Raw genomic sequence first — 16,762 nt, forward strand, 5'->3', positions numbered from 1 at the left:
CCTGGCGCGCTCATTGCGCAACAACAGTTCCGCCATAAGACCGTAAAGGCGTCGTTCCAGCAGATTTTCTGGGTTGCCGTGATCGTCAATGTTGCAGTTGTCGTTTGGCTTGTGCGTAGCGGCATCGCACAGTCAATCACAGCTACACTGCTTGGCGGCTAACAATTCGTTCAAGCCGAACTTGCTTCGCTCCACCAACAACATGGCAGAAAGAGCTTGCCATGTTGTTGGCTCCGCTACGCAAGTCGGCTTAACTCAGGCGTTAGCGCCGCGGGGAGATTCGATGCGTGCAATTATCAGCATTGCTATTGGCATAGCAGCGTGGCTGCTCCTGGACTGGCTGGTCTTTCGGCAGTCGGATACCGTGAGGGTTCTCCCGCTCCAAGTCATCCACTTCTTAAAGGTAGTTCAGCCCAATTTTCTCGGCGCCTTGCTGCACATACTTCCGTGGATGCTTACAGGACTCATAGCAGTCCGGCGACCAGTCCTCTGTGGAGCAGTCGCTGCGGCTATCGCGAGCTGTATAAATAGTGCTGAGTTAGTGGCTCACCTACCGGATGGCTATCTGGCGCAACTATTTGTCAGTTCACTTGCACTTGCTGCGGTGTGGTCACTGTACGGCGCAGCCGGTGCCGCACTCGGAAATGCGATGAGCGGCTCTAACAATTCATTCAAGCCGAACCCGCTTCGAGGGTCGGCTTAATTCAGGCGTTAGCCCTCATGATCAAGCGCATCGCTACCCTTGCAATCATTTCAACGGCACTAATTGCCGCATGCGTACCTACCCAAGCAGTTGATCCCGCACGATTTGCATGCGCGTCGCCAACTGATCTCCCTAATGGACACCTTGTTTTATTTGGTGAAGTCCACGGCACCGTGGAAACTCCTGCACTAGTGGGCGAGTACGTTTGTTCACTGGCCTCGAAGGGAAAGAAAGTTACGTTGGGACTTGAGATTCCGTCCGAAGAACAGTCGCGACTGAACAATTACATGACAAGTAACGGCCTTCCAAGTGACAGATCAAAATTGCTAACTGGTCAGTTCTGGACAAGGGAATTGCAGCGGCAGGATGGTAGATCCAGTTCCGCCGTACTAAAGCTGATTGATCGTACTCGCCAAATCAAAGCCAATGGCGGCAATATCCGGCTTGTGGCGATCGATAAGCCAAGCGCAAACCAATCGCGAGACGCTTCAATGGCTACAGTGATCAAGTACGAAATGGCGGCAAGTCCAGATGCTGATTTTGTAGTCTTGACTGGCAACGTACATGCAAGCAAAGCCAAAGAATCAACGTTTGGCCAAGATTCCCAATCCACTGCTTTTTATCTCATTGATGCTTCGCCAATTACTATTCTTGTTGCCTTTCGCACAGGCACAGCCTGGGTGTGTATGACCGGTAGTTGCGGTAGCCGCCGAATGCCTTCGTCCTGGGCAAACGAACGCACCCTCGGTTACTTGAATGGCGCATCACAGCGGGCAGGTTTCGACGGTATCTACTTGCTTGACACCATAACGGCATCCCCACCTACGGGGCTTCCACGCAATGAGGGCTAACAATTCATTCAAGCCGAAACCGTATCTTGGCTTCGTTGTATTTCTGCCATAACTCACACCGTGTCGGCCCACAACCTCCACGTTACGGTTCGGCTTAATTCAGGCGTTAGGCCCACTGTGAAACACCTTGCGCTACTGACAATCCTTACGTCACTCGTTCTTTCCGGCTGCGCTAGCGTTCGCGCGCCTGAGATGGCCGGCGTGACCTGGACAGGAATGGACGGACGACGCCTTAGCGCTGAGCTTCGCACCGTTTCGGAGCCACTTCCCGAAGGTTGGCTCCTAAAAGCGCCGCAAAGCTCAGCGACAGGCTCCTTTGCCTACCGGAAGCGTTCCGGCACTTACGACTTCGCAGAGGTTGGCTACTTTGTTGTACATCCAAAATGGCGCAGCGATCAGGCGTACGTTGGGCTGCTCAAGCAGGGGGCCATCTTCTGTGTGGTCAACCCGGAAATGCAGGCGGACGTTACAGACAATACGATTACCACATATAAGGTCTACGACTACTGCGCCCAACTTCGCAGGCAGTAGGCCTAACAATTCGTTCAAGCCGAAACCGCTTCGTTCCGGCAGAGGCATGGCATAGAAAGCCTGCCATGCCTTTGCCTCCACTACGCGGTTCGGCTTAACTCAGGCGTTAGGCCGCAGAGCAAGGTTCATGGCGCACAAAGTCCTTTTCGTCTGCAGTCAAAATCGCCTCCGGAGTCCCACCGCAGAGCAAGTTTTTGCAGACTGGCCCGGCATAGAGACCTCCTCCGCTGGCCTCAACCATGACGCAGAGAATCCGCTCACACCTGAGCTGCTGCAGTGGGCAGACATCATCTTTGTTATGGAGCGCACCCATCGCTCCAAGCTCTCCGCCAAGTTCAAGCCACACCTGGGCAAAGCACGCGTTGTTTGCCTAGAGATTCCAGACGAGTACGAGTTCATGGGCCCGGACCTCATTCGCCGTCTCAAGGCGACGGTTCCCCGCCACTTGCCGTCGCTCTGACCCACCCGTAGGCTGCGGCCTAACAATTCGTTCAAGCCGAACCTGCTTCGCTACACCAACAACATGGCAGGTAAAGCTTGCCATGTTGTCGGCTCCGCTACGCAGGTCGGCTTAACTCAGGCGTTAGGCCGCATGCAAAGCTTGCAAATGGAGTTCGTGGAAATCGAGGGAGGTGCAGATCCTCCTCGACAATGAGAACAATGCCATCAAGCTGAAGCACGCATCGAAGACCGCGAACTCCACTTATGGCAAGAGGGCACGGGTGACGCGGCCTGAGTAAATCCATGTTTGGAAAGCCGCATTCGAGTTTGACAATTTCTCCGACACCGAGCTAGCCCGAGCCCTATCGCTCGTCTCCCAAGGTCGGCACCTTTTCACTGCTTCCGAGATCGCGACATGCAGGGCGGACAAGAATCCCGGTGCGGCACTGTCCAGACTGTACAAGGGCGCCACCCAGTTCAGCCTCCCCAAACTGGAACTTGCCAACGCGCTGGTGGACACCATCCTGTCTTCGGAGTCGCGAAGGTCGCCCGAGAGTCGGCCTATCGTGAAGGTTGTCCCGCGCGATACGCCTTGCCGCGCTGAATCCACTACCGACCCGGCATCAATCCTGGGAGATCAACCAAGCGTCGAAGTACTTCGCCAAGAAGTCGTAGCGGGCGCCCGGGAAGGGCGGGGCATGGTCGATTGTTACTAAAATCTGGGTGTAAAACGTACGTCTGCTTCTGGCCGATAGCGGACGTGATGCAGTGAACTATGTGCCCCCGGCAACCCGGGACTCCAGGGGCCGGCTGTCGTCGCCACAGAAGTTCCTTCGATAGGCCGATGGCGGTGTCCCCAGTTGCGCAGCGAAGTGTTGCCGCAGCGACAGCGCCGTGCCGAAACCGGCCTCGGTGGCGATCTGCTCGATCGGCAGGTCGGTGGTTTCAAGCAGCTGCTGCGCGCGCGCCAGCCGCTCCGACGCCAGCCACTTCACGACGGTGGTGCCGGTCGCCTCGCGGAAGCGGCGGGTGAAGGTGCGGCGGCTCATGTGGGCGGCGTCGGCCAGTGCGTCCACCGACAGCGGTTCGACCAGACGCTCGCGCGCCCAGTCCAGCACGCCCGGCAAGCGGTTCTCGCTGGGCAGCTCGGGCACCGGCTGCTCGATGTATTGCGCCTGCCCGCCCTGGCGGTGCGGCGGCGTCACCAGCAGCCGCGCGATGCGGTTGGCCACGTCGGCGCCGTGACGCACGCGTACGAGGTTGAGACAGCAGTCGATCGCGGCGACGGTTCCTGCTGAAGTCACGATGCCGTCGTCGTCGATGTACAGCACGTCCGGGCGGAAATCGGCGGTGGGAAAGCGACGGGCAAACACGTCGCGCGCGACCCAGTGCGTGGTGGCGCGGCGGCCGTCGAGCAGACCCGCGTCGCCCAGCACGAACGCGCCCAGGCACAACCCGACCACCTGTACGCCGCGCGCATGCGCCGCCTGCAACGCCTGCGTGAGCTCGGCGGGCGCGGGCGTCTCCGGGTGATCCCACGCCGGCACGATGACGATATCGGCCCGCCGCATCGCGTCCAGCCCGTCCGGCACGTCGATCTGCAGCCCCTGCATCGTGCGCACCGGGCCGGGTGTGGGCGCGCAATAGCGCACCTCATAGGGCGGCAGGCCCGGTGGCGCGGGCTGGACGCCAAACACCTGGCCGGGAACGGACAGGTGGAACAGGTTGATGCCATCGAACGCCAGCACGGCAACGCGAACGGGCTGCATGGAGGTCTCCGGAGGGCGTGAAAAAGAATGGCCCGATTATATCGATAAATGTCATTTGGGCCAATGGTGCCGGGCGCGCAGTCTCCAGACAATGGCCGTCATTCCACACTCCAGGAGACTCCCATGACCCATCGAACCTTGCTGCGCGGCGCTGCCGTCGCGACTCTGACCCTCGCGCTCGCCGCCTGCGGCGCCACCAGCACCGCAGCCACCCCGGACGCCAACACCGAAGACGCCGGCGCGGTCGGCTTCCAGCAGATCCGTAACGCGACGATCAAGCTGGACTACGCCGGCACCACGTTCCTGATCGACCCGATGCTCGCAGCGAAGGACGCCTACCCCGGCTTCGAGGGCACCTACAACAGCGAGGTGCGCTACCCGCTGGTCGAGCTGCCGATGCCGATGTCCGAGGTGATGGACGCCGACGCCATCATCGTCACCCATACCCACGCCGATCACTGGGATGACGAGGCCAAGCGCAGCCTGCCCAGGAATCTTCCACTGTTTGTCCAGAACGAAGCCGACGCCGAAAGCATCCGCAAGGATGGCTTCACGGACGTGCGCGTGATGACCCGCGACACCGTCTTCAACGGTACGCAGCTGAGCATCACCGGTGGACAGCATGGCGATGACCAGACCATGGCCGATTTCCCAAGTCTCGGCCAAGTGATGGGCGTCGTTTTCCAGCGCCCGGGCCACGAGACGGTGTACCTGGCCGGAGACACCATCTGGAACACCCAGGTCGAAGATTCGATCCAGCAGTACCAGCCGGATGTGATCGTCCTCAACACCGGCTATGCGCGAATGCTGGGCGTGGACGGCTCCATCATCATGGGCAAGGACGATCTCTACCGGGCCTACCAGGCAGCGCCACAGGCCAAGGTGATCGGCAGCCACATGGAAGCCGTCAATCACGCCATGCAGACGCGCCAGGACCTACACGACCACATCAAGGCAACGGGCATGGATCCGGAGCGCGTACTGGTTCCGGCAGACGGCGAGTCCTACACTTTCTAAAGAGGTAATCCCATGAGCAAGCGAGCAATCGTCGTCGTAGATCTTCAGAACGAGTACCTTTCCACCGGCAAAGTACCGCTGGTCGGCATGGAATCCGCATTGTCCAACGCCGCCCGTCTCATCGCCGCGGCTCGCGCCAATGGCGATCTGCTCATCCATGTCCGGCATGAGGTCGCCACGCCCGATGCGCCGATCTTCGTGCCGGGAAGCGATGGGGTGCAGATCATCCCCGCCGTGGCGCCCGTTGATGGTGAGCCTGTCGTCGTCAAGAATTATCCCAACTCGTTCCGCGACACCGGCCTGAAGCCGATGCTGGACGAACAGGGTGTCGAGGAACTGGTGGTGATCGGTGCGATGAGCCACATGTGTGTGGAGGCGACCTCCCGCGCCGCCGCCGACTTCGGCTACCCCGTCACCGTGGTGCACGATGCCTGCGCGACGATGGATCTCGAATTCGGCGGAACGGTGGTACCCGCGGCCCACGTGCATGCCACCGCGATGGCCGCGCTGGCGTTCGGCTATGCCGCGATCACGACCACGGACGCCTATCTGGCTTGAGGAATTCATCATGCGCAAGATCTTCATCATCGGCGGCTCGGGCAAGGTCGCCCGCCGCCTCGCCCAGCAACTCGCGGCGCGGGGCCACGAACCGCGCTCGCTGTACCGCAAACCGGAGCAGGCCGACGAACTCGAGGCCCTGGGCGCCGTCCCGGTCGAGGGCAACCTGCTGGAACTCGACGCCGACGGGCTGGCGCAGCGCATGGCCGGCAGCGACGTGGTCGTGTTTTCGGCCGGCGCTGGCGGCAAGGGCGGGATGGAGATGATCGACGCCATCGACGGCCGCGGACTGGAGCTGGCGGTCGCGGCGGCGCGGCAGGCGGGCATCCAGCGCTTCCTGCTGGTCTCAGCCTTCCCCGATGCCGCCCGCGGCAAGCAGGTGTCGGAGACGTTCGAGCATTACATGGCGGTGAAGAAACTCGCCGACGTGCATCTGGCCGAGTCCGACCTGGACTGGGTCATCCTGCGCCCCGGCACGCTGCTGGACGCGTCCGGCACCGGCAAGGTGCGCGCGGGGCTGGCCATCCCGTACGGCGACGTGCCACGCGACGACGTGGCCGCGACGCTACTGGAGATCATCGAACACCCGGCGGTGAACCGGATCATCATCGAGCTGACCGAAGGCGAGGCGCCGGTTGCAGAGTCCGTGGCGCGCCTGGTGCACGCCTGAGTCGCCGGCTTTCCTCAGCTACCTGAGTTGCCGAAGCAGACAGAGCGCGTCCTCACGCTTGGCGTCCATCAGACGGATCGCAGGTGGCAGGCGGAAACCCGCGCCGGCAACGGCGGCCTCGATGTTCTCCCAGGTCCGCGCATCCAGCGCAATGGCGCGGAGCACGTGGACGAGCGCAGCAAGTTCTCCGGCTCCCAATCCACTCGACCAAAGGCCGGCCACCACGTTGATCAGCGGCACCGTGAGTGGCCTGAACTCCAATCCGTCGCGCACAAACAGTGCCTGGACCAGATCCTCCCGGTCGCCACCCAGCGTCCGCAGTATGTGGAACACCTGCCCTGCACCTTTCATGCCCAGGGGTTCCAGCCGCACCGCCAACACCGCGCCCATGCTCGCGGCCCCGTGGAGGTCGAGGCCGCGAGCGAGCGCCCGGGCGGCTTCCTCGGGATGCAGCCGCAGGTCAGGGTCAAGCATGCCGTCGACGATCACGACCTGCGCCGGTGCAACGATGGCATCCAGGTCGCCGCGGACGATGGGCGCGCGGTACTCCGCATCCAGGACAGCGCGCGCTTCCGCTCCGGTGAGGCTCAGGCCCAGGAATACGATCGGCCTCACGCGCTCCCTCGTGGCGCGGGACCGTGGATCAATTCGGCCAGGCGGAACCGAGGATGATGGAACAGAAGTCGGTCCGCCGGTATCCCGGCACCCTCAGCGCCAGCACGTCCGCCTTTACGTTGCCGAACGCGGTTTCCGGCTTCTTCCTGATGCCATCGGCGAAGTGGTCGATGATGCCTTCCTTGAAGTCCGCCTCGCGGGGATGGCAGGCACAGACCTCGTGACGTTGCTCCTGGCTGAACTCGTCGTAGGCGATGCCGAGCACGTCCATCTCGACGCCAGCGGTCACCAAGGCCACGGTCGGCCGCATGTGCCCGGGGATGCCGGGCGTCGTATGCAGTGCGATGGCCGTCCAGACGTCCTCGACGTCGCGCTCGGGCACGTCATAGCCGCTCATGAAGTCGCGCGCCGCGTTGGCGCCGTCGACCTCGAAGCGCAAGTCGGCGCTCGAGTACCGTTCCGTCAGCCCCATGTCGTGGAACATGGCACCCAGGTAAAGCAGCTCCGGATCGTATTCGAGGCCGCGCCGGTTGCCGGAAAGCGCCCCCCAGAAGAACACCCGCCGGCTGTGGTTGTAGAGCAGGTCGTCTTCGGTGTCGCGCACAAGCTGCGTGGCGGCGCGCACCAGCGGGCTGTCGGGCACCCGGATGCCTGCGATGGTCTCGGTCATGAAAATCCACTCCAGGAAAATACTGTCCTCAAGTGTCGGCAGTTGCCCGCTTGGCCACAATCGAATGCTTGCGCCGGATCGTGACAGAACAGCGCGATTTCATGACACCGGGAATGTTTCCTGGTGCCGGAACCGGGCGCGGTATTGCGCGGGAGTCACGCCAAGGCGTTCCCTGAAGACGATCCGCATGCGGTCCGCGGTCCCGAAACCGCAGTCGTATGCCACGGTCTTCAATGGCAGGTCGCTGCTTTCCAGGATCTTGCGGGCTGCGTCGATCCGTGCCCGCAGGACGAACTCGTGCGGGGTGATGCCGGTTTCCTGGACGAAATGGCGGATCAGGTTGCGCGGACTCATGTCTGCCACGCCTGCAAGCGACTTGAGCGCGTGCCGTTGGGCGGGATGCGCCGCGACGTGTTGCTGGACGAGCGCCACCGATGACGTGGAATCGACGGGAGGCGTGAGATAGGGGCTGAACTGGGATTGGCCGCCCTGGCGCTGCGCCACCACGACGAGCCGCTTGGCGACGGCCACGGCCACCTCCGGCCCATGACGCTGACCGACCAGCGCCAAGGCGAGGTCGATCCCCGCCGTGACGCCGGCAGACGTGATGAGCCGGCCGTCCCGGACATAGATCGAATCGGCTTCGACTTTCGCTTCGGGGAACATGCGTGCCAGCTGGGCGGCACTCTGCCAGTGGGTCGTGACCCTCCGGCCATCGAGCAGGCCGGCATGGCCGAGCACGAATGCGCCCGTGCAGATCGAACCGTAGGTCATCGACCTGCGCGGCGCTTCCCCCACCCACTCCAGCAGCTCAGCATCGGGCACCGTGTCCGGCAGCTCCGGCCCGCCTGCCACCAGGATGATGTCGAAGTCGCGTCGCGCCTCCTCGAACGTCATGTCGGCCACCACCAGCATGCCGCCGGATGTCCGCAGCGGCTTACGATCCGCTGCAACCAGGACCGTCTTGTAGTGATCCCCGGCCGGAACATGACCGTTTGCCTCGGCAAACACGTCGGCCGGCCCGGCGACGTCCAGCGCCTGCACATGCTCGTGTATTGCAATCGCGATCGTAAGTGTCGCCACGTGACCTCCGCTTCCTGCTCCGCGGTTGACGCGGCTGTACACCGGGTCATCGCGGGCAGACAAGCTTAAGCTTGTTTCGGCGGGCCCTTGTCGGCGGCTCCGTCCGCTACCAGTGTCGGATAGTCGGTGTAACCCTCGCCGGTAGGCGGCGCGTAGAAGGTGTCGCGGTCGGGCGTGTTGAGCGCGGCGTCCTGGCGGAAGCGTTCCGGCAGATCGGGGTTGGCGAGGAAGGCGCTGCCGAATACCGCAGCGTCGGCCGTCCCCTTGGCGAGTGCGTCTTCGGCGCTGCCCCGGGTCAGGCCGCCGCCGATCAGGTAGGTGCCGCCGAAGCGCGGGTGCAACAGGCTGTGGTAATCGGTCTTCGCGCCGAACAGGGCGACATGCAGGTAGGCTAGGCCGATGCCGCGCAGCTGGTCGACCAGGTAGGTATAGGTTTCCTGCGGCGCGGCGTCGGTGATGCTGTTGAAGTTCATTTCCGGCGATAGCTTTAGGCCGACGCGGTCGGCTCCGGCCTCCTCCACCATCGCGGCCAGCACCTCCAGCAAGAAGCGGGCGCGGCCTTCGACCGAGCCACCGTATTCGTCCTGTCGCTGGTTGCTGCCCGACGACAGGAACTGCTCGGGCAGGTAGCCGGACGCCCCATGCAGTTCCCCGCCGTCGAAGCCCGCGTCGATGGCGCGACCGGTCGCTTGGCGGTAGTCCTCGACGATGCCGGCGATCTCATCCACGCCCAACTCGCGCGGCGTGACGTAATCCACCTGGGCGATGGGCGTCCAGGCCTGCCCCTCGGGCCGGATCGCGGAAGGTGCCACGGGCATCGCGCCATCAATCAGCGAGGGATGCGAGATCCGGCCGCAATGCATCAACTGCATGAAGATGCGACCGCCGCGGGCGTGCACGGCCTCCACCACCTTCTTCCAGCCGGCCGCCTGGGCATCGGTGGCCATGCCGGGTGTGTGGACATAGCCCTTGCCCGTGGCAGAGGGGAAGGTGCCCTCGGTGACGATCAACCCGGCGCTGGCGCGCTGGGCGTAGTAAGTCGCGGCAATGTCGCCGGGCACGCCCTGCTCGTCGGCACGCGAGCGGGTCATCGGCGCCATGACGATGCGGTTCGGCGCGGTGACGCGGCCGATGCGGACGGGGGTGAACAATTGGCTCATGGTCTGTTTCCTGGGGATGCGGGTAAAAAGCGCGGCGCGGCGTCAGGCGTGCAGGCGCAATGCGTCGAGGACGATGGAAAACGCGGGCGGCGGCTGGCGGCGGCTGGGGTAGTACAGGTAGTAGCCCGGGAACGGCGGGCACCAGTCTTCCAGCACGCGCACCAGTTCGCCCTGCTCGATGTGCGGTGCAAATTCTTCTTCCGGGAGGAACGCGATGCCCAGTCCTTCCAGCGCGGCCGTCACGACAGGCGGCGTCGTGTTGAAAACGAGCGGGCCATCGACGCGGACATTCAATGGGCGCCGCCGGCGTTCGAACTCCCAGACGTACACCCCGCCACCGGTTGGAAAACGCAGGTTGATGCAGCGGTGCGTCACCAGATCGTGGGGCGTCTTGGGCTTGGGGTTCGCGGCGAAATAGGACGGCGTGGCGACGGCGGCCATGCGCAGTTCGGGGCTGATCGGTACCGCGATCATGTCCTTGTCGATGGTGTCGCCCATGCGCACACCGGCGTCGAAACGATCCGCCACGATGTCCCTGAATCCGTAATTGACGTCGAACTCCACCTTGATGTCGGGATACTCGCGCAGCAGCGGCGCGATCTTCGGCAACAGCGTGGTCCGCAACACATGATCGCCGCAGGTGATGCGCACCGTGCCGGCCGGCTTGTCGCGCAGCTCCGTCAGCGCATCCAGTTCCGTTTCGATCTCGTCGAAGCGGTGACCGATCGCCTGGAAGAGACGCTCACCGGCAGCAGTGGGCGAGACGCTGCGCGTGGTGCGCGTGAGCAGCCGGATGTCGAGTCGCGTTTCGAGGCCGCGGATGGCCTGGCTGAGCGCCGACTGGGTCACGCCCAGCAGTGCGGCCGCGCGGGTGAAGCTGCCTTCCCGCGCCACCGTGACGAATGACAGCAGATCGTTGAGGTTGCGTCTGACCATGGATGTGCATTCTCCACGAAGGATTGATTAGTGATGCTTATATGATCTTTAAGCATGCATTAGCTAGTAAAGCCGTCGCGCGGGCGAAAGAATGCATCGGTGCCAAGACCAATCCACCTGTTTTCGCCTCGAATCCAGTGTGTGTCGTCACCGCCACTACTTCGCCCCTGGCGCAACATGCAGGGGGTCAGTGCCTCTGAGAGAACATCGACTATGAACATGCAGCCCGACAACGGCCGGAAAACGGCAGAACAAGACTCAGGCCTGACATCAGATCGGCGCCGCTTCCTGAAAATGGCGGGCGCTGCCGCCGCTGCGGCTGTCCTGCCCGTTGCGGCAGCGTCATGGGCGACCCCAGCAGCTGCGCAATCCGTCGAGCGCGCCGCAAAAGGCAAGCTGAAAACCCGCAGTCTGGGAGGCTTGGAGGTCTCGGAACTGGGCTTCGGCAACATGGGTCTCAGCGGTGGCCACTACGGTCCGGGTGTGGATCGGGCCCAGGGCATCCGCGTGATTCGCGACGCCTACGAGCGCGGCGTCACCTTCTTCGACACCGCTGAAGTGTACGGCCCCTACGTCAATGAGGAGTTGGTGGGCGAGGCGCTGGCGTCTGTCCGCGACAAGGTCAAAATCGCCACCAAGTTCGGCTTCGCGATTGATGGAACGATCAAGCTCGACAGCCGGCCGGAGCGCATCCGGCGGGTGGTCGAGGAATCGCTGCGACGTCTCAGGACCGACCACATCGATCTCTACTACCAGCACCGGGTCGATCTGACCGTACCGATCGAAGACGTGGCCGGCACGGTCAAGGACCTGATCCAGCAGGGAAAGGTTCTGCACTTCGGTCTGTCGGAACCCAGCGCGAGAACCATTCGCCGCGCGCATGCGGTTCAACCGGTCGCGGCCATCCAGACCGAGTACTCGTTGATCGACAGAAGCCCGGAACACAACGGCGTTCTGGAAGCTTGCGAGGAACTGGGCATCGGCTTTGTTCCGTGGGGGCCGCTGGGACAAGGTTTCTTGCCCGGGACACTGGATGTGAATGCCCAGTCCACCTTCGACCCGAAGAACGACCTGCGGGCGACGTTTCCGCGCTTCTCCCCCATGGTCATGAAGAACAACCAGCCGATCATCGAGTTTCTGACGGCATTCGGCGGCAAGCGGGGCGCAACGCCGGCCCAGATCGCGCTGGCATGGTTGATGGCGCAGAAGCCGTGGATTGTTCCGATCCCCGGCACAGGCAACATGGATCACCTGCGCGAGAACATGGGCGCGGTCGATGTTCAACTCACAGCAGCGGATCTTCGCGAGATCGAGACGGGCCTGGCCCGGCTTGTGATCTACGGTGGCCGCATGGATGCGATACAGATGGCGCAGATTGGCCAGGACTGAGATGGGTCGTCGCCGCACCTGGCACCTGCGGATTATGCGCGGGCTGTGCCTGCCACTGTGCCTCTTCATGCTCGGTGCTTGCGATGCCGCCCCGTCGCCTACCCCAGCGGCGGCGCCCATGACTGCCCCGGATGCCGCGCCGGCATCCGCCAAACCGGAGGAATCACGCATGTGGATGACCGTCGGCGAACGCCGTTTCGCCATCACCCTGGCTGACGGCGAGGCCGCGCGTGCATTCGCCGCGCTGCTGCCCCTGACGCTGGACATGCGCGAGCACAACGGCAACGAGAAGTTCGCCAGCCTGCCACAGGCGCTGCCCACGAACGCAAGCCGGCCAGGAACGACCCGCAATGGCGACCTCATGCTGTTTGGCACGGACACCGTGGTGGTCTTCTATCTGACGTCCAACTCGTCGTACTCGTACACCCGCCTAGGTCACGTGGACGACCCCGCCGGCTTGGCTCAGGCATTCGGACGGAATGACGTGCAGGTCGTATTCTCCAAGAACTGATTTTCCGATCGACACAGGAGTCCTCACCATGACCATCCAAGCCTATGGCGCCCATGCGGGCGACCAACCACTCGAACCCATGCAGATCACCCGGCGTGCGCCGGGCGCGAACGACGTGCAGATCGACATCGCCTATTGCGGCGTGTGCCACTCCGACCTCCACCAGGTGCGCGCGGAATGGGCGGGCACCGTCTTCCCGTGCGTGCCCGGTCACGAGATCGTCGGCAAGGTGACAGACGTCGGTTCCGACGTCGCCGACTTCAAGCCGGGCGATCTGGTCGGCATCGGCTGCATCGTCGACAGCTGCCAGCATTGCGAGGAGTGCGACGCTGGCCTGGAGAACTACTGCGACCGCATGGTCGGCACCTACAACGGCCGGACGCCGGACGCGCCCGGCCACACGCTGGGCGGCTACTCGCAGCAGATCGTCGTGCACGAACGCTACGTGTTGCGCATCCGCCATCCCGAAGAGCAACTGGCTGCCGTGGCGCCGCTGCTGTGCGCGGGCGTCACCACCTGGTCGCCGCTGCGCCACTGGAAGGTGGGGCCGGGCAAGAAGGTCGGCGTGGTCGGTATCGGCGGGCTCGGGCACATGGGCATCAAGCTGGCGCATGCGATGGGTGCCCACGTCGTCGCGTTCACCACGTCCGAATCCAAGCGCGAGGCGGCCAAGGCGCTGGGCGCGGATGAGGTCGTCGTCTCGCGCAATGCCGATGAGATGACGGCGCATGCCAAGAGCCTGGACTTCATCCTCAATACCGTCGCCGCGCCACACGATCTGGATGCCTTCTTCGCGCTGCTCAAGCGCGACGGCACGATGACCCTGGTTGGCGCGCCGGCCACGCCGCATCCCTCGCCGCAGGTGTTCAACCTGATCGCGAAACGTCGCAGCCTGGCGGGCTCGCTGATCGGCGGCATCCCCGAGACGCAGGAGATGCTGGATTTCTGCGCCGAGCACGGCATCGTGGCGGACATCGAGATGATCCGCGCCGATGAAATCAACGAGGCCTACGAACGCATGCTCAAGGGCGACGTGAAATACCGGTTCGTGATCGACAACGCTTCTTTGAAGTCCTGATCCCGACATAGCTTCAGGTTATGTCGTCAGACCCAAAAGCGAGGCCTTGCACCTTCATAAAGTCGCTAGAGTCCGACAGAGCGAAGGCAACCGCCGACAGCAATTCCCTTCGCCCCACTGGCATCCATAGTCAGTAATACCTGTTGGAGGGGTCATGAAGGAAAGCAGAAATTCGAGCCGCGTCCTGGCACTGTGCGCGGCGCTTGTGTTGTCGTGGGCCTGCCTGCAGCCTGCCATGGCCCAAGGCATTGAACACAGGCTGGAAGAGCTGATGGCCGAGCACGGGACGGTTGGCCTGGCAGTCGTGGTGGTCAAGGACAATGCCGTCGTCTATGGCAACAGCCTCGGCTGGAAGGACAGGGACGCGAGGATTCCCCTCGAGCAGGACGACGTCTTCCGGATCGCCTCCATCTCCAAGTCGTTCGCCGTGACCTCGATCTTTCAGCTGGTGGAGCAAGGCCGGATCTCGCTGAGTGACGACGTCGGCGAGTTGGTCGGATTCCCGTTGCGCAACCCCGGATTTCCTGATCAGGCGATCACGCTCAGGATGCTGCTGAACCATACCTCGTCGATCACCGACAAGCAGCGATACAGCAGCCTCGACATCATCAATCCGGGCGTCAACGCCACCTGGCAGGACAGCTACGCCGACCGTGCCCCCGGCGAGCGCTACGAGTACTCCAACCTCGGCTACAACCTGGTCGGGACGATCGTGGAGCGTGTATCCGGGCAGCGATTCGATGCCTACGTAAAGGCACATGTGCTCGATCCGCTCGGGCTGTACGGCGGCTATGCGCCGGAAGCGTTGGATGCGGACCGCTTCGCGCGGATCTACCGCTGGCGCGAGGGCGAGGGGTTCGTGCGCTCGGACCAGGCGTATGCGCCGCTGGGTGAGCGCCTGGACGGCTACACAATGGGCTACAGCACGCCGATGTTCTCTCCGACCGGTGGTCTCAAGGTCTCGGCGCCCGACCTGGCCAAGTACATGCTGATGCACATGAACCATGGCGAATGGAATGGCGTGCGGATCATCGCAGCCGAACACGCGAAGGCGATGCAGACGCCCACGGTCGAAGTCGACGAGGATTCCGGATACGGCCTGGCCATTCGCATCGACAGGGCCCTGATTCCCGGAGTCGAGCTGACCGGACACACCGGGTCCGCCTACGGGCTGTACAGCTCCATGTTCTTCGACGCCGAGAAGAAGTACGGCTTCGTGGTGATCACCAACGGAACCCGGGACATGGAAGTACGGACCGAGGTCAACAGGGCCCTGTACCAGCACTTCATCGCGGAAAACGCGGATCACTCGAAGGGGCCGTAGGCCCTTCAGCGTGCCGAGCGTCCGTCATTGCGTGTATTGCACTTTACCGATCCGCATCCACTGCACGCTTGACCGCGGCCACGAACCCGCGCCGCGCGGCGACCAGCTCCTTCGACGTCGCCTGCGGCCAGGCCGCGACCTGGGCGATGACCAGCCGGCGCGCGGGATCGACGTAGACCATCTGACCGAAGATACCGATCGCCGCATAGCTGCCATCGGTATCGGTCCACCACAGATACCCGTAGCCGCGCTCGGGCGCGTCCAGGCTTTCCTGCTCACGCATCGCGCCTTGCAGCCACGCCTCGGCGATCACCGGTTCGCCCGCGATGCGGCCACCGTCGAGCATGAACTGCCCCAGCCGCGCGTAATCGCCCAAGGTCGCCGACAGACCGCTGCCGCCGGTGTCGCTGCCATCGCATTCGTCCTTGATCCAAGTCGCGTCGGCCGCCATGCCATACGGCTTCCAGATGGTGTCTGACAGGTAGGTGGCCAGCGAACGGCGCGTGGCGCGCTCCACCACGATGCCGAGCAGGTCGGTCTCGGCGGTGTTGTAGTTCCATTGCGTGCCGGCCGGCCATTGCCGCGGCAGTTTCATCAAGTACGACAGCACGTGCGCACGACCGTCGACGCAGGCACCGCGATACATCTGCGCCACGTCCGACTCGGCGTCGGCATAGTCCTCGTTCCAACGCACGCCGGAGGTCATCGTCAGCAACTGCTGCACCGTGACATCGGCGTAGGCGCTGTCGCGCAACTCGGGAATGTAGGTGAGCAACGCGTCGTCCAGGCTGGCGATGTGCCCCTGCTGCAGCGCGATGCCGAGCAAGGTGGACGTGACCGACTTGGCGACCGAGAAGGATTCCCAGCGCTGCTCTGGACGAAAGTCCAACGCATACCGCTGCAAGCGAACACGACCGTCCTGCAGCACCATCACGCCGGCGATGTGGTGCTGGGTCATGTAGTTGCCCAACCACGACGACCCGTCCGTCTCGCCCAACGTCAATGGCGCGCCTTCCGGCAACTCACGGACATGCGTACCGCGTTCGACGCGGTCGCTGGGGAAGCGCCGATCCACCTGCCGGAACTCCGCCTCCCGCTGCGCCTGCGGCCAGAACAACACCGCCTCGCGTTGCTCGCCGATGGTGGGAGTGGATGGTGACTCGCTGGCTGCCAACGGCAGCGATGCGGTCAGGCAGAGTGCGGTCGTGAATAGGCGTAAGAAAATGCTGGGACGCATGGCAGCGCATACCGAAGTGGTTGCAGGAGGGTCATTCTACTGACGCGTGCTGCGCGCCTCAGAGTCCGACCGGGATTCCAGCCTCGACTGGGTTCAATATTCGCGTGGTGCGTAGGTCTGCTCTCGGCCAGAAGCGGACATCTGGCACACTTGAACGCATTGTTAGGCGGCACTGCTCAATCGCCCACCTGGCGGGGGGCCCGCTGAATCTTGCTCCGG

16 protein-coding genes are annotated in these 16,762 nt (G+C 63.4%); 9 read left to right on the top strand and 7 right to left on the bottom strand.

The window, feature by feature from the left end; genetic code table 11:
• Positions 1-720: 720 nt before the first annotated feature.
• Complete coding sequence (locus tag ACW7G0_RS10190) at positions 721-1,554, top strand: hypothetical protein (protein WP_456989517.1); 834 nt, start codon at positions 721-723, stop codon at positions 1,552-1,554.
• Positions 1,555-2,212: 658 nt separating this feature from the next.
• Positions 2,213-2,545 carry a low molecular weight protein tyrosine phosphatase family protein gene (locus ACW7G0_RS10195; protein WP_456989518.1) on the top strand — a complete coding sequence of 111 codons (333 nt, stop codon included), beginning with the start codon at positions 2,213-2,215 and terminating at the stop codon, positions 2,543-2,545.
• Between the two features lie 754 nt (positions 2,546-3,299).
• Here ACW7G0_RS10195 and ACW7G0_RS10200 read toward each other — a convergent pair.
• Complete coding sequence (locus ACW7G0_RS10200) at positions 3,300-4,295, bottom strand: GlxA family transcriptional regulator (RefSeq protein ID WP_456989519.1); 996 nt, start codon at positions 4,293-4,295, stop codon at positions 3,300-3,302.
• A 123-nt stretch (positions 4,296-4,418) separates the two neighbouring features.
• Here ACW7G0_RS10200 and ACW7G0_RS10205 point away from each other — a divergent pair, with 123 nt between their 5' ends.
• The 3 genes from ACW7G0_RS10205 to ACW7G0_RS10215 are packed head-to-tail and all read left to right on the top strand — an operon-like array spanning position 4,419 to position 6,540.
• Entirely contained in the window at positions 4,419-5,312 is an 894-nt protein-coding gene (locus tag ACW7G0_RS10205; RefSeq protein ID WP_456989520.1) for an MBL fold metallo-hydrolase, read from the top strand.
• Between the two features lie 12 nt (positions 5,313-5,324).
• Positions 5,325-5,870, top strand: coding sequence for a cysteine hydrolase family protein (locus tag ACW7G0_RS10210; protein ID WP_456989521.1), 546 nt, complete (start codon positions 5,325-5,327; stop codon positions 5,868-5,870).
• Between the two features lie 10 nt (positions 5,871-5,880).
• Complete coding sequence (locus tag ACW7G0_RS10215; protein ID WP_456989522.1) at positions 5,881-6,540, top strand: SDR family oxidoreductase; 660 nt, start codon at positions 5,881-5,883, stop codon at positions 6,538-6,540.
• Positions 6,541-6,558: 18 nt separating this feature from the next.
• Here the strand turns inward: ACW7G0_RS10215 and ACW7G0_RS10220 are convergent, their stop codons facing one another.
• The 5 genes from ACW7G0_RS10220 to ACW7G0_RS10240 form a co-directional block, all read right to left on the bottom strand.
• Complete coding sequence (locus ACW7G0_RS10220) at positions 6,559-7,155, bottom strand: TfuA-like protein (protein ID WP_456989523.1); 597 nt, start codon at positions 7,153-7,155, stop codon at positions 6,559-6,561.
• 28 nt (positions 7,156-7,183) lie between these two features.
• Positions 7,184-7,825 carry an HD domain-containing protein gene (locus tag ACW7G0_RS10225; protein WP_456989524.1) on the bottom strand — a complete coding sequence of 214 codons (642 nt, stop codon included), beginning with the start codon at positions 7,823-7,825 and terminating at the stop codon, positions 7,184-7,186.
• 99 nt (positions 7,826-7,924) lie between these two features.
• Positions 7,925-8,950, bottom strand: coding sequence for a GlxA family transcriptional regulator (locus tag ACW7G0_RS10230; protein ID WP_456989525.1), 1,026 nt, complete (start codon positions 8,948-8,950; stop codon positions 7,925-7,927).
• A 23-nt stretch (positions 8,951-8,973) separates the two neighbouring features.
• Entirely contained in the window at positions 8,974-10,068 is a 1,095-nt protein-coding gene (locus ACW7G0_RS10235) for an alkene reductase (protein WP_456989526.1), read from the bottom strand.
• A 42-nt stretch (positions 10,069-10,110) separates the two neighbouring features.
• The gene (locus ACW7G0_RS10240) at positions 10,111-11,004 is read right to left on the bottom strand and encodes a LysR family transcriptional regulator (protein ID WP_456989527.1); all 894 of its coding nucleotides are present in this window, start codon (positions 11,002-11,004) and stop codon (positions 10,111-10,113) included.
• A gap of 396 nt (positions 11,005-11,400) precedes the next feature.
• Between ACW7G0_RS10240 and ACW7G0_RS10245 the strand changes: the two genes are divergently transcribed.
• The 4 genes from ACW7G0_RS10245 (at position 11,401) to ACW7G0_RS10260 (ending at position 15,306) form a co-directional block, all read left to right on the top strand.
• Complete coding sequence (locus ACW7G0_RS10245) at positions 11,401-12,393, top strand: aldo/keto reductase (protein WP_456989754.1); 993 nt, start codon at positions 11,401-11,403, stop codon at positions 12,391-12,393.
• Positions 12,394-12,511: 118 nt separating this feature from the next.
• Entirely contained in the window at positions 12,512-12,904 is a 393-nt protein-coding gene (locus ACW7G0_RS10250) for a cyclophilin-like fold protein (protein WP_456989528.1), read from the top strand.
• A gap of 28 nt (positions 12,905-12,932) precedes the next feature.
• Positions 12,933-13,982 (top strand): NAD(P)-dependent alcohol dehydrogenase, encoded by a 1,050-nt coding sequence (locus ACW7G0_RS10255; RefSeq protein WP_456989529.1) that lies wholly within the window; start codon positions 12,933-12,935, stop codon positions 13,980-13,982.
• Between the two features lie 154 nt (positions 13,983-14,136).
• Positions 14,137-15,306 carry a serine hydrolase domain-containing protein gene (locus ACW7G0_RS10260; protein ID WP_456989530.1) on the top strand — a complete coding sequence of 390 codons (1,170 nt, stop codon included), beginning with the start codon at positions 14,137-14,139 and terminating at the stop codon, positions 15,304-15,306.
• A gap of 43 nt (positions 15,307-15,349) precedes the next feature.
• Here ACW7G0_RS10260 and ACW7G0_RS10265 read toward each other — a convergent pair whose 3' ends face one another.
• Entirely contained in the window at positions 15,350-16,543 is a 1,194-nt protein-coding gene (locus ACW7G0_RS10265; RefSeq protein ID WP_456989531.1) for a serine hydrolase domain-containing protein, read from the bottom strand.
• Positions 16,544-16,762: the final 219 nt, after the last annotated feature.

Source organism: Lysobacter sp. A286 (assembly GCF_054052105.1).

Excerpts from the sequence above, each read along its gene's own strand:
- ACW7G0_RS10190 (WP_456989517.1), top strand. The coding sequence starts at position 721 with ATGATCAAGCGCATCGCTACCCTTGCAATCATTTCAACGGCACTAATT.
- ACW7G0_RS10195 (WP_456989518.1), top strand. The coding sequence starts at position 2,213 with ATGGCGCACAAAGTCCTTTTCGTCTGCAGTCAAAATCGCCTCCGGAGT.
- ACW7G0_RS10200 (WP_456989519.1), bottom strand. The coding sequence starts at position 4,295 with ATGCAGCCCGTTCGCGTTGCCGTGCTGGCGTTCGATGGCATCAACCTG.
- ACW7G0_RS10205 (WP_456989520.1), top strand. The coding sequence starts at position 4,419 with ATGACCCATCGAACCTTGCTGCGCGGCGCTGCCGTCGCGACTCTGACC.
- ACW7G0_RS10210 (WP_456989521.1), top strand. The coding sequence starts at position 5,325 with ATGAGCAAGCGAGCAATCGTCGTCGTAGATCTTCAGAACGAGTACCTT.
- ACW7G0_RS10215 (WP_456989522.1), top strand. The coding sequence starts at position 5,881 with ATGCGCAAGATCTTCATCATCGGCGGCTCGGGCAAGGTCGCCCGCCGC.
- ACW7G0_RS10225 (WP_456989524.1), bottom strand. The coding sequence starts at position 7,825 with ATGACCGAGACCATCGCAGGCATCCGGGTGCCCGACAGCCCGCTGGTG.
- ACW7G0_RS10235 (WP_456989526.1), bottom strand. The coding sequence starts at position 10,068 with ATGAGCCAATTGTTCACCCCCGTCCGCATCGGCCGCGTCACCGCGCCG.
- ACW7G0_RS10240 (WP_456989527.1), bottom strand. The coding sequence starts at position 11,004 with ATGGTCAGACGCAACCTCAACGATCTGCTGTCATTCGTCACGGTGGCG.
- ACW7G0_RS10250 (WP_456989528.1), top strand. The coding sequence starts at position 12,512 with ATGACTGCCCCGGATGCCGCGCCGGCATCCGCCAAACCGGAGGAATCA.
- ACW7G0_RS10255 (WP_456989529.1), top strand. The coding sequence starts at position 12,933 with ATGACCATCCAAGCCTATGGCGCCCATGCGGGCGACCAACCACTCGAA.
- ACW7G0_RS10260 (WP_456989530.1), top strand. The coding sequence starts at position 14,137 with ATGAAGGAAAGCAGAAATTCGAGCCGCGTCCTGGCACTGTGCGCGGCG.
- ACW7G0_RS10265 (WP_456989531.1), bottom strand. The coding sequence starts at position 16,543 with ATGCGTCCCAGCATTTTCTTACGCCTATTCACGACCGCACTCTGCCTG.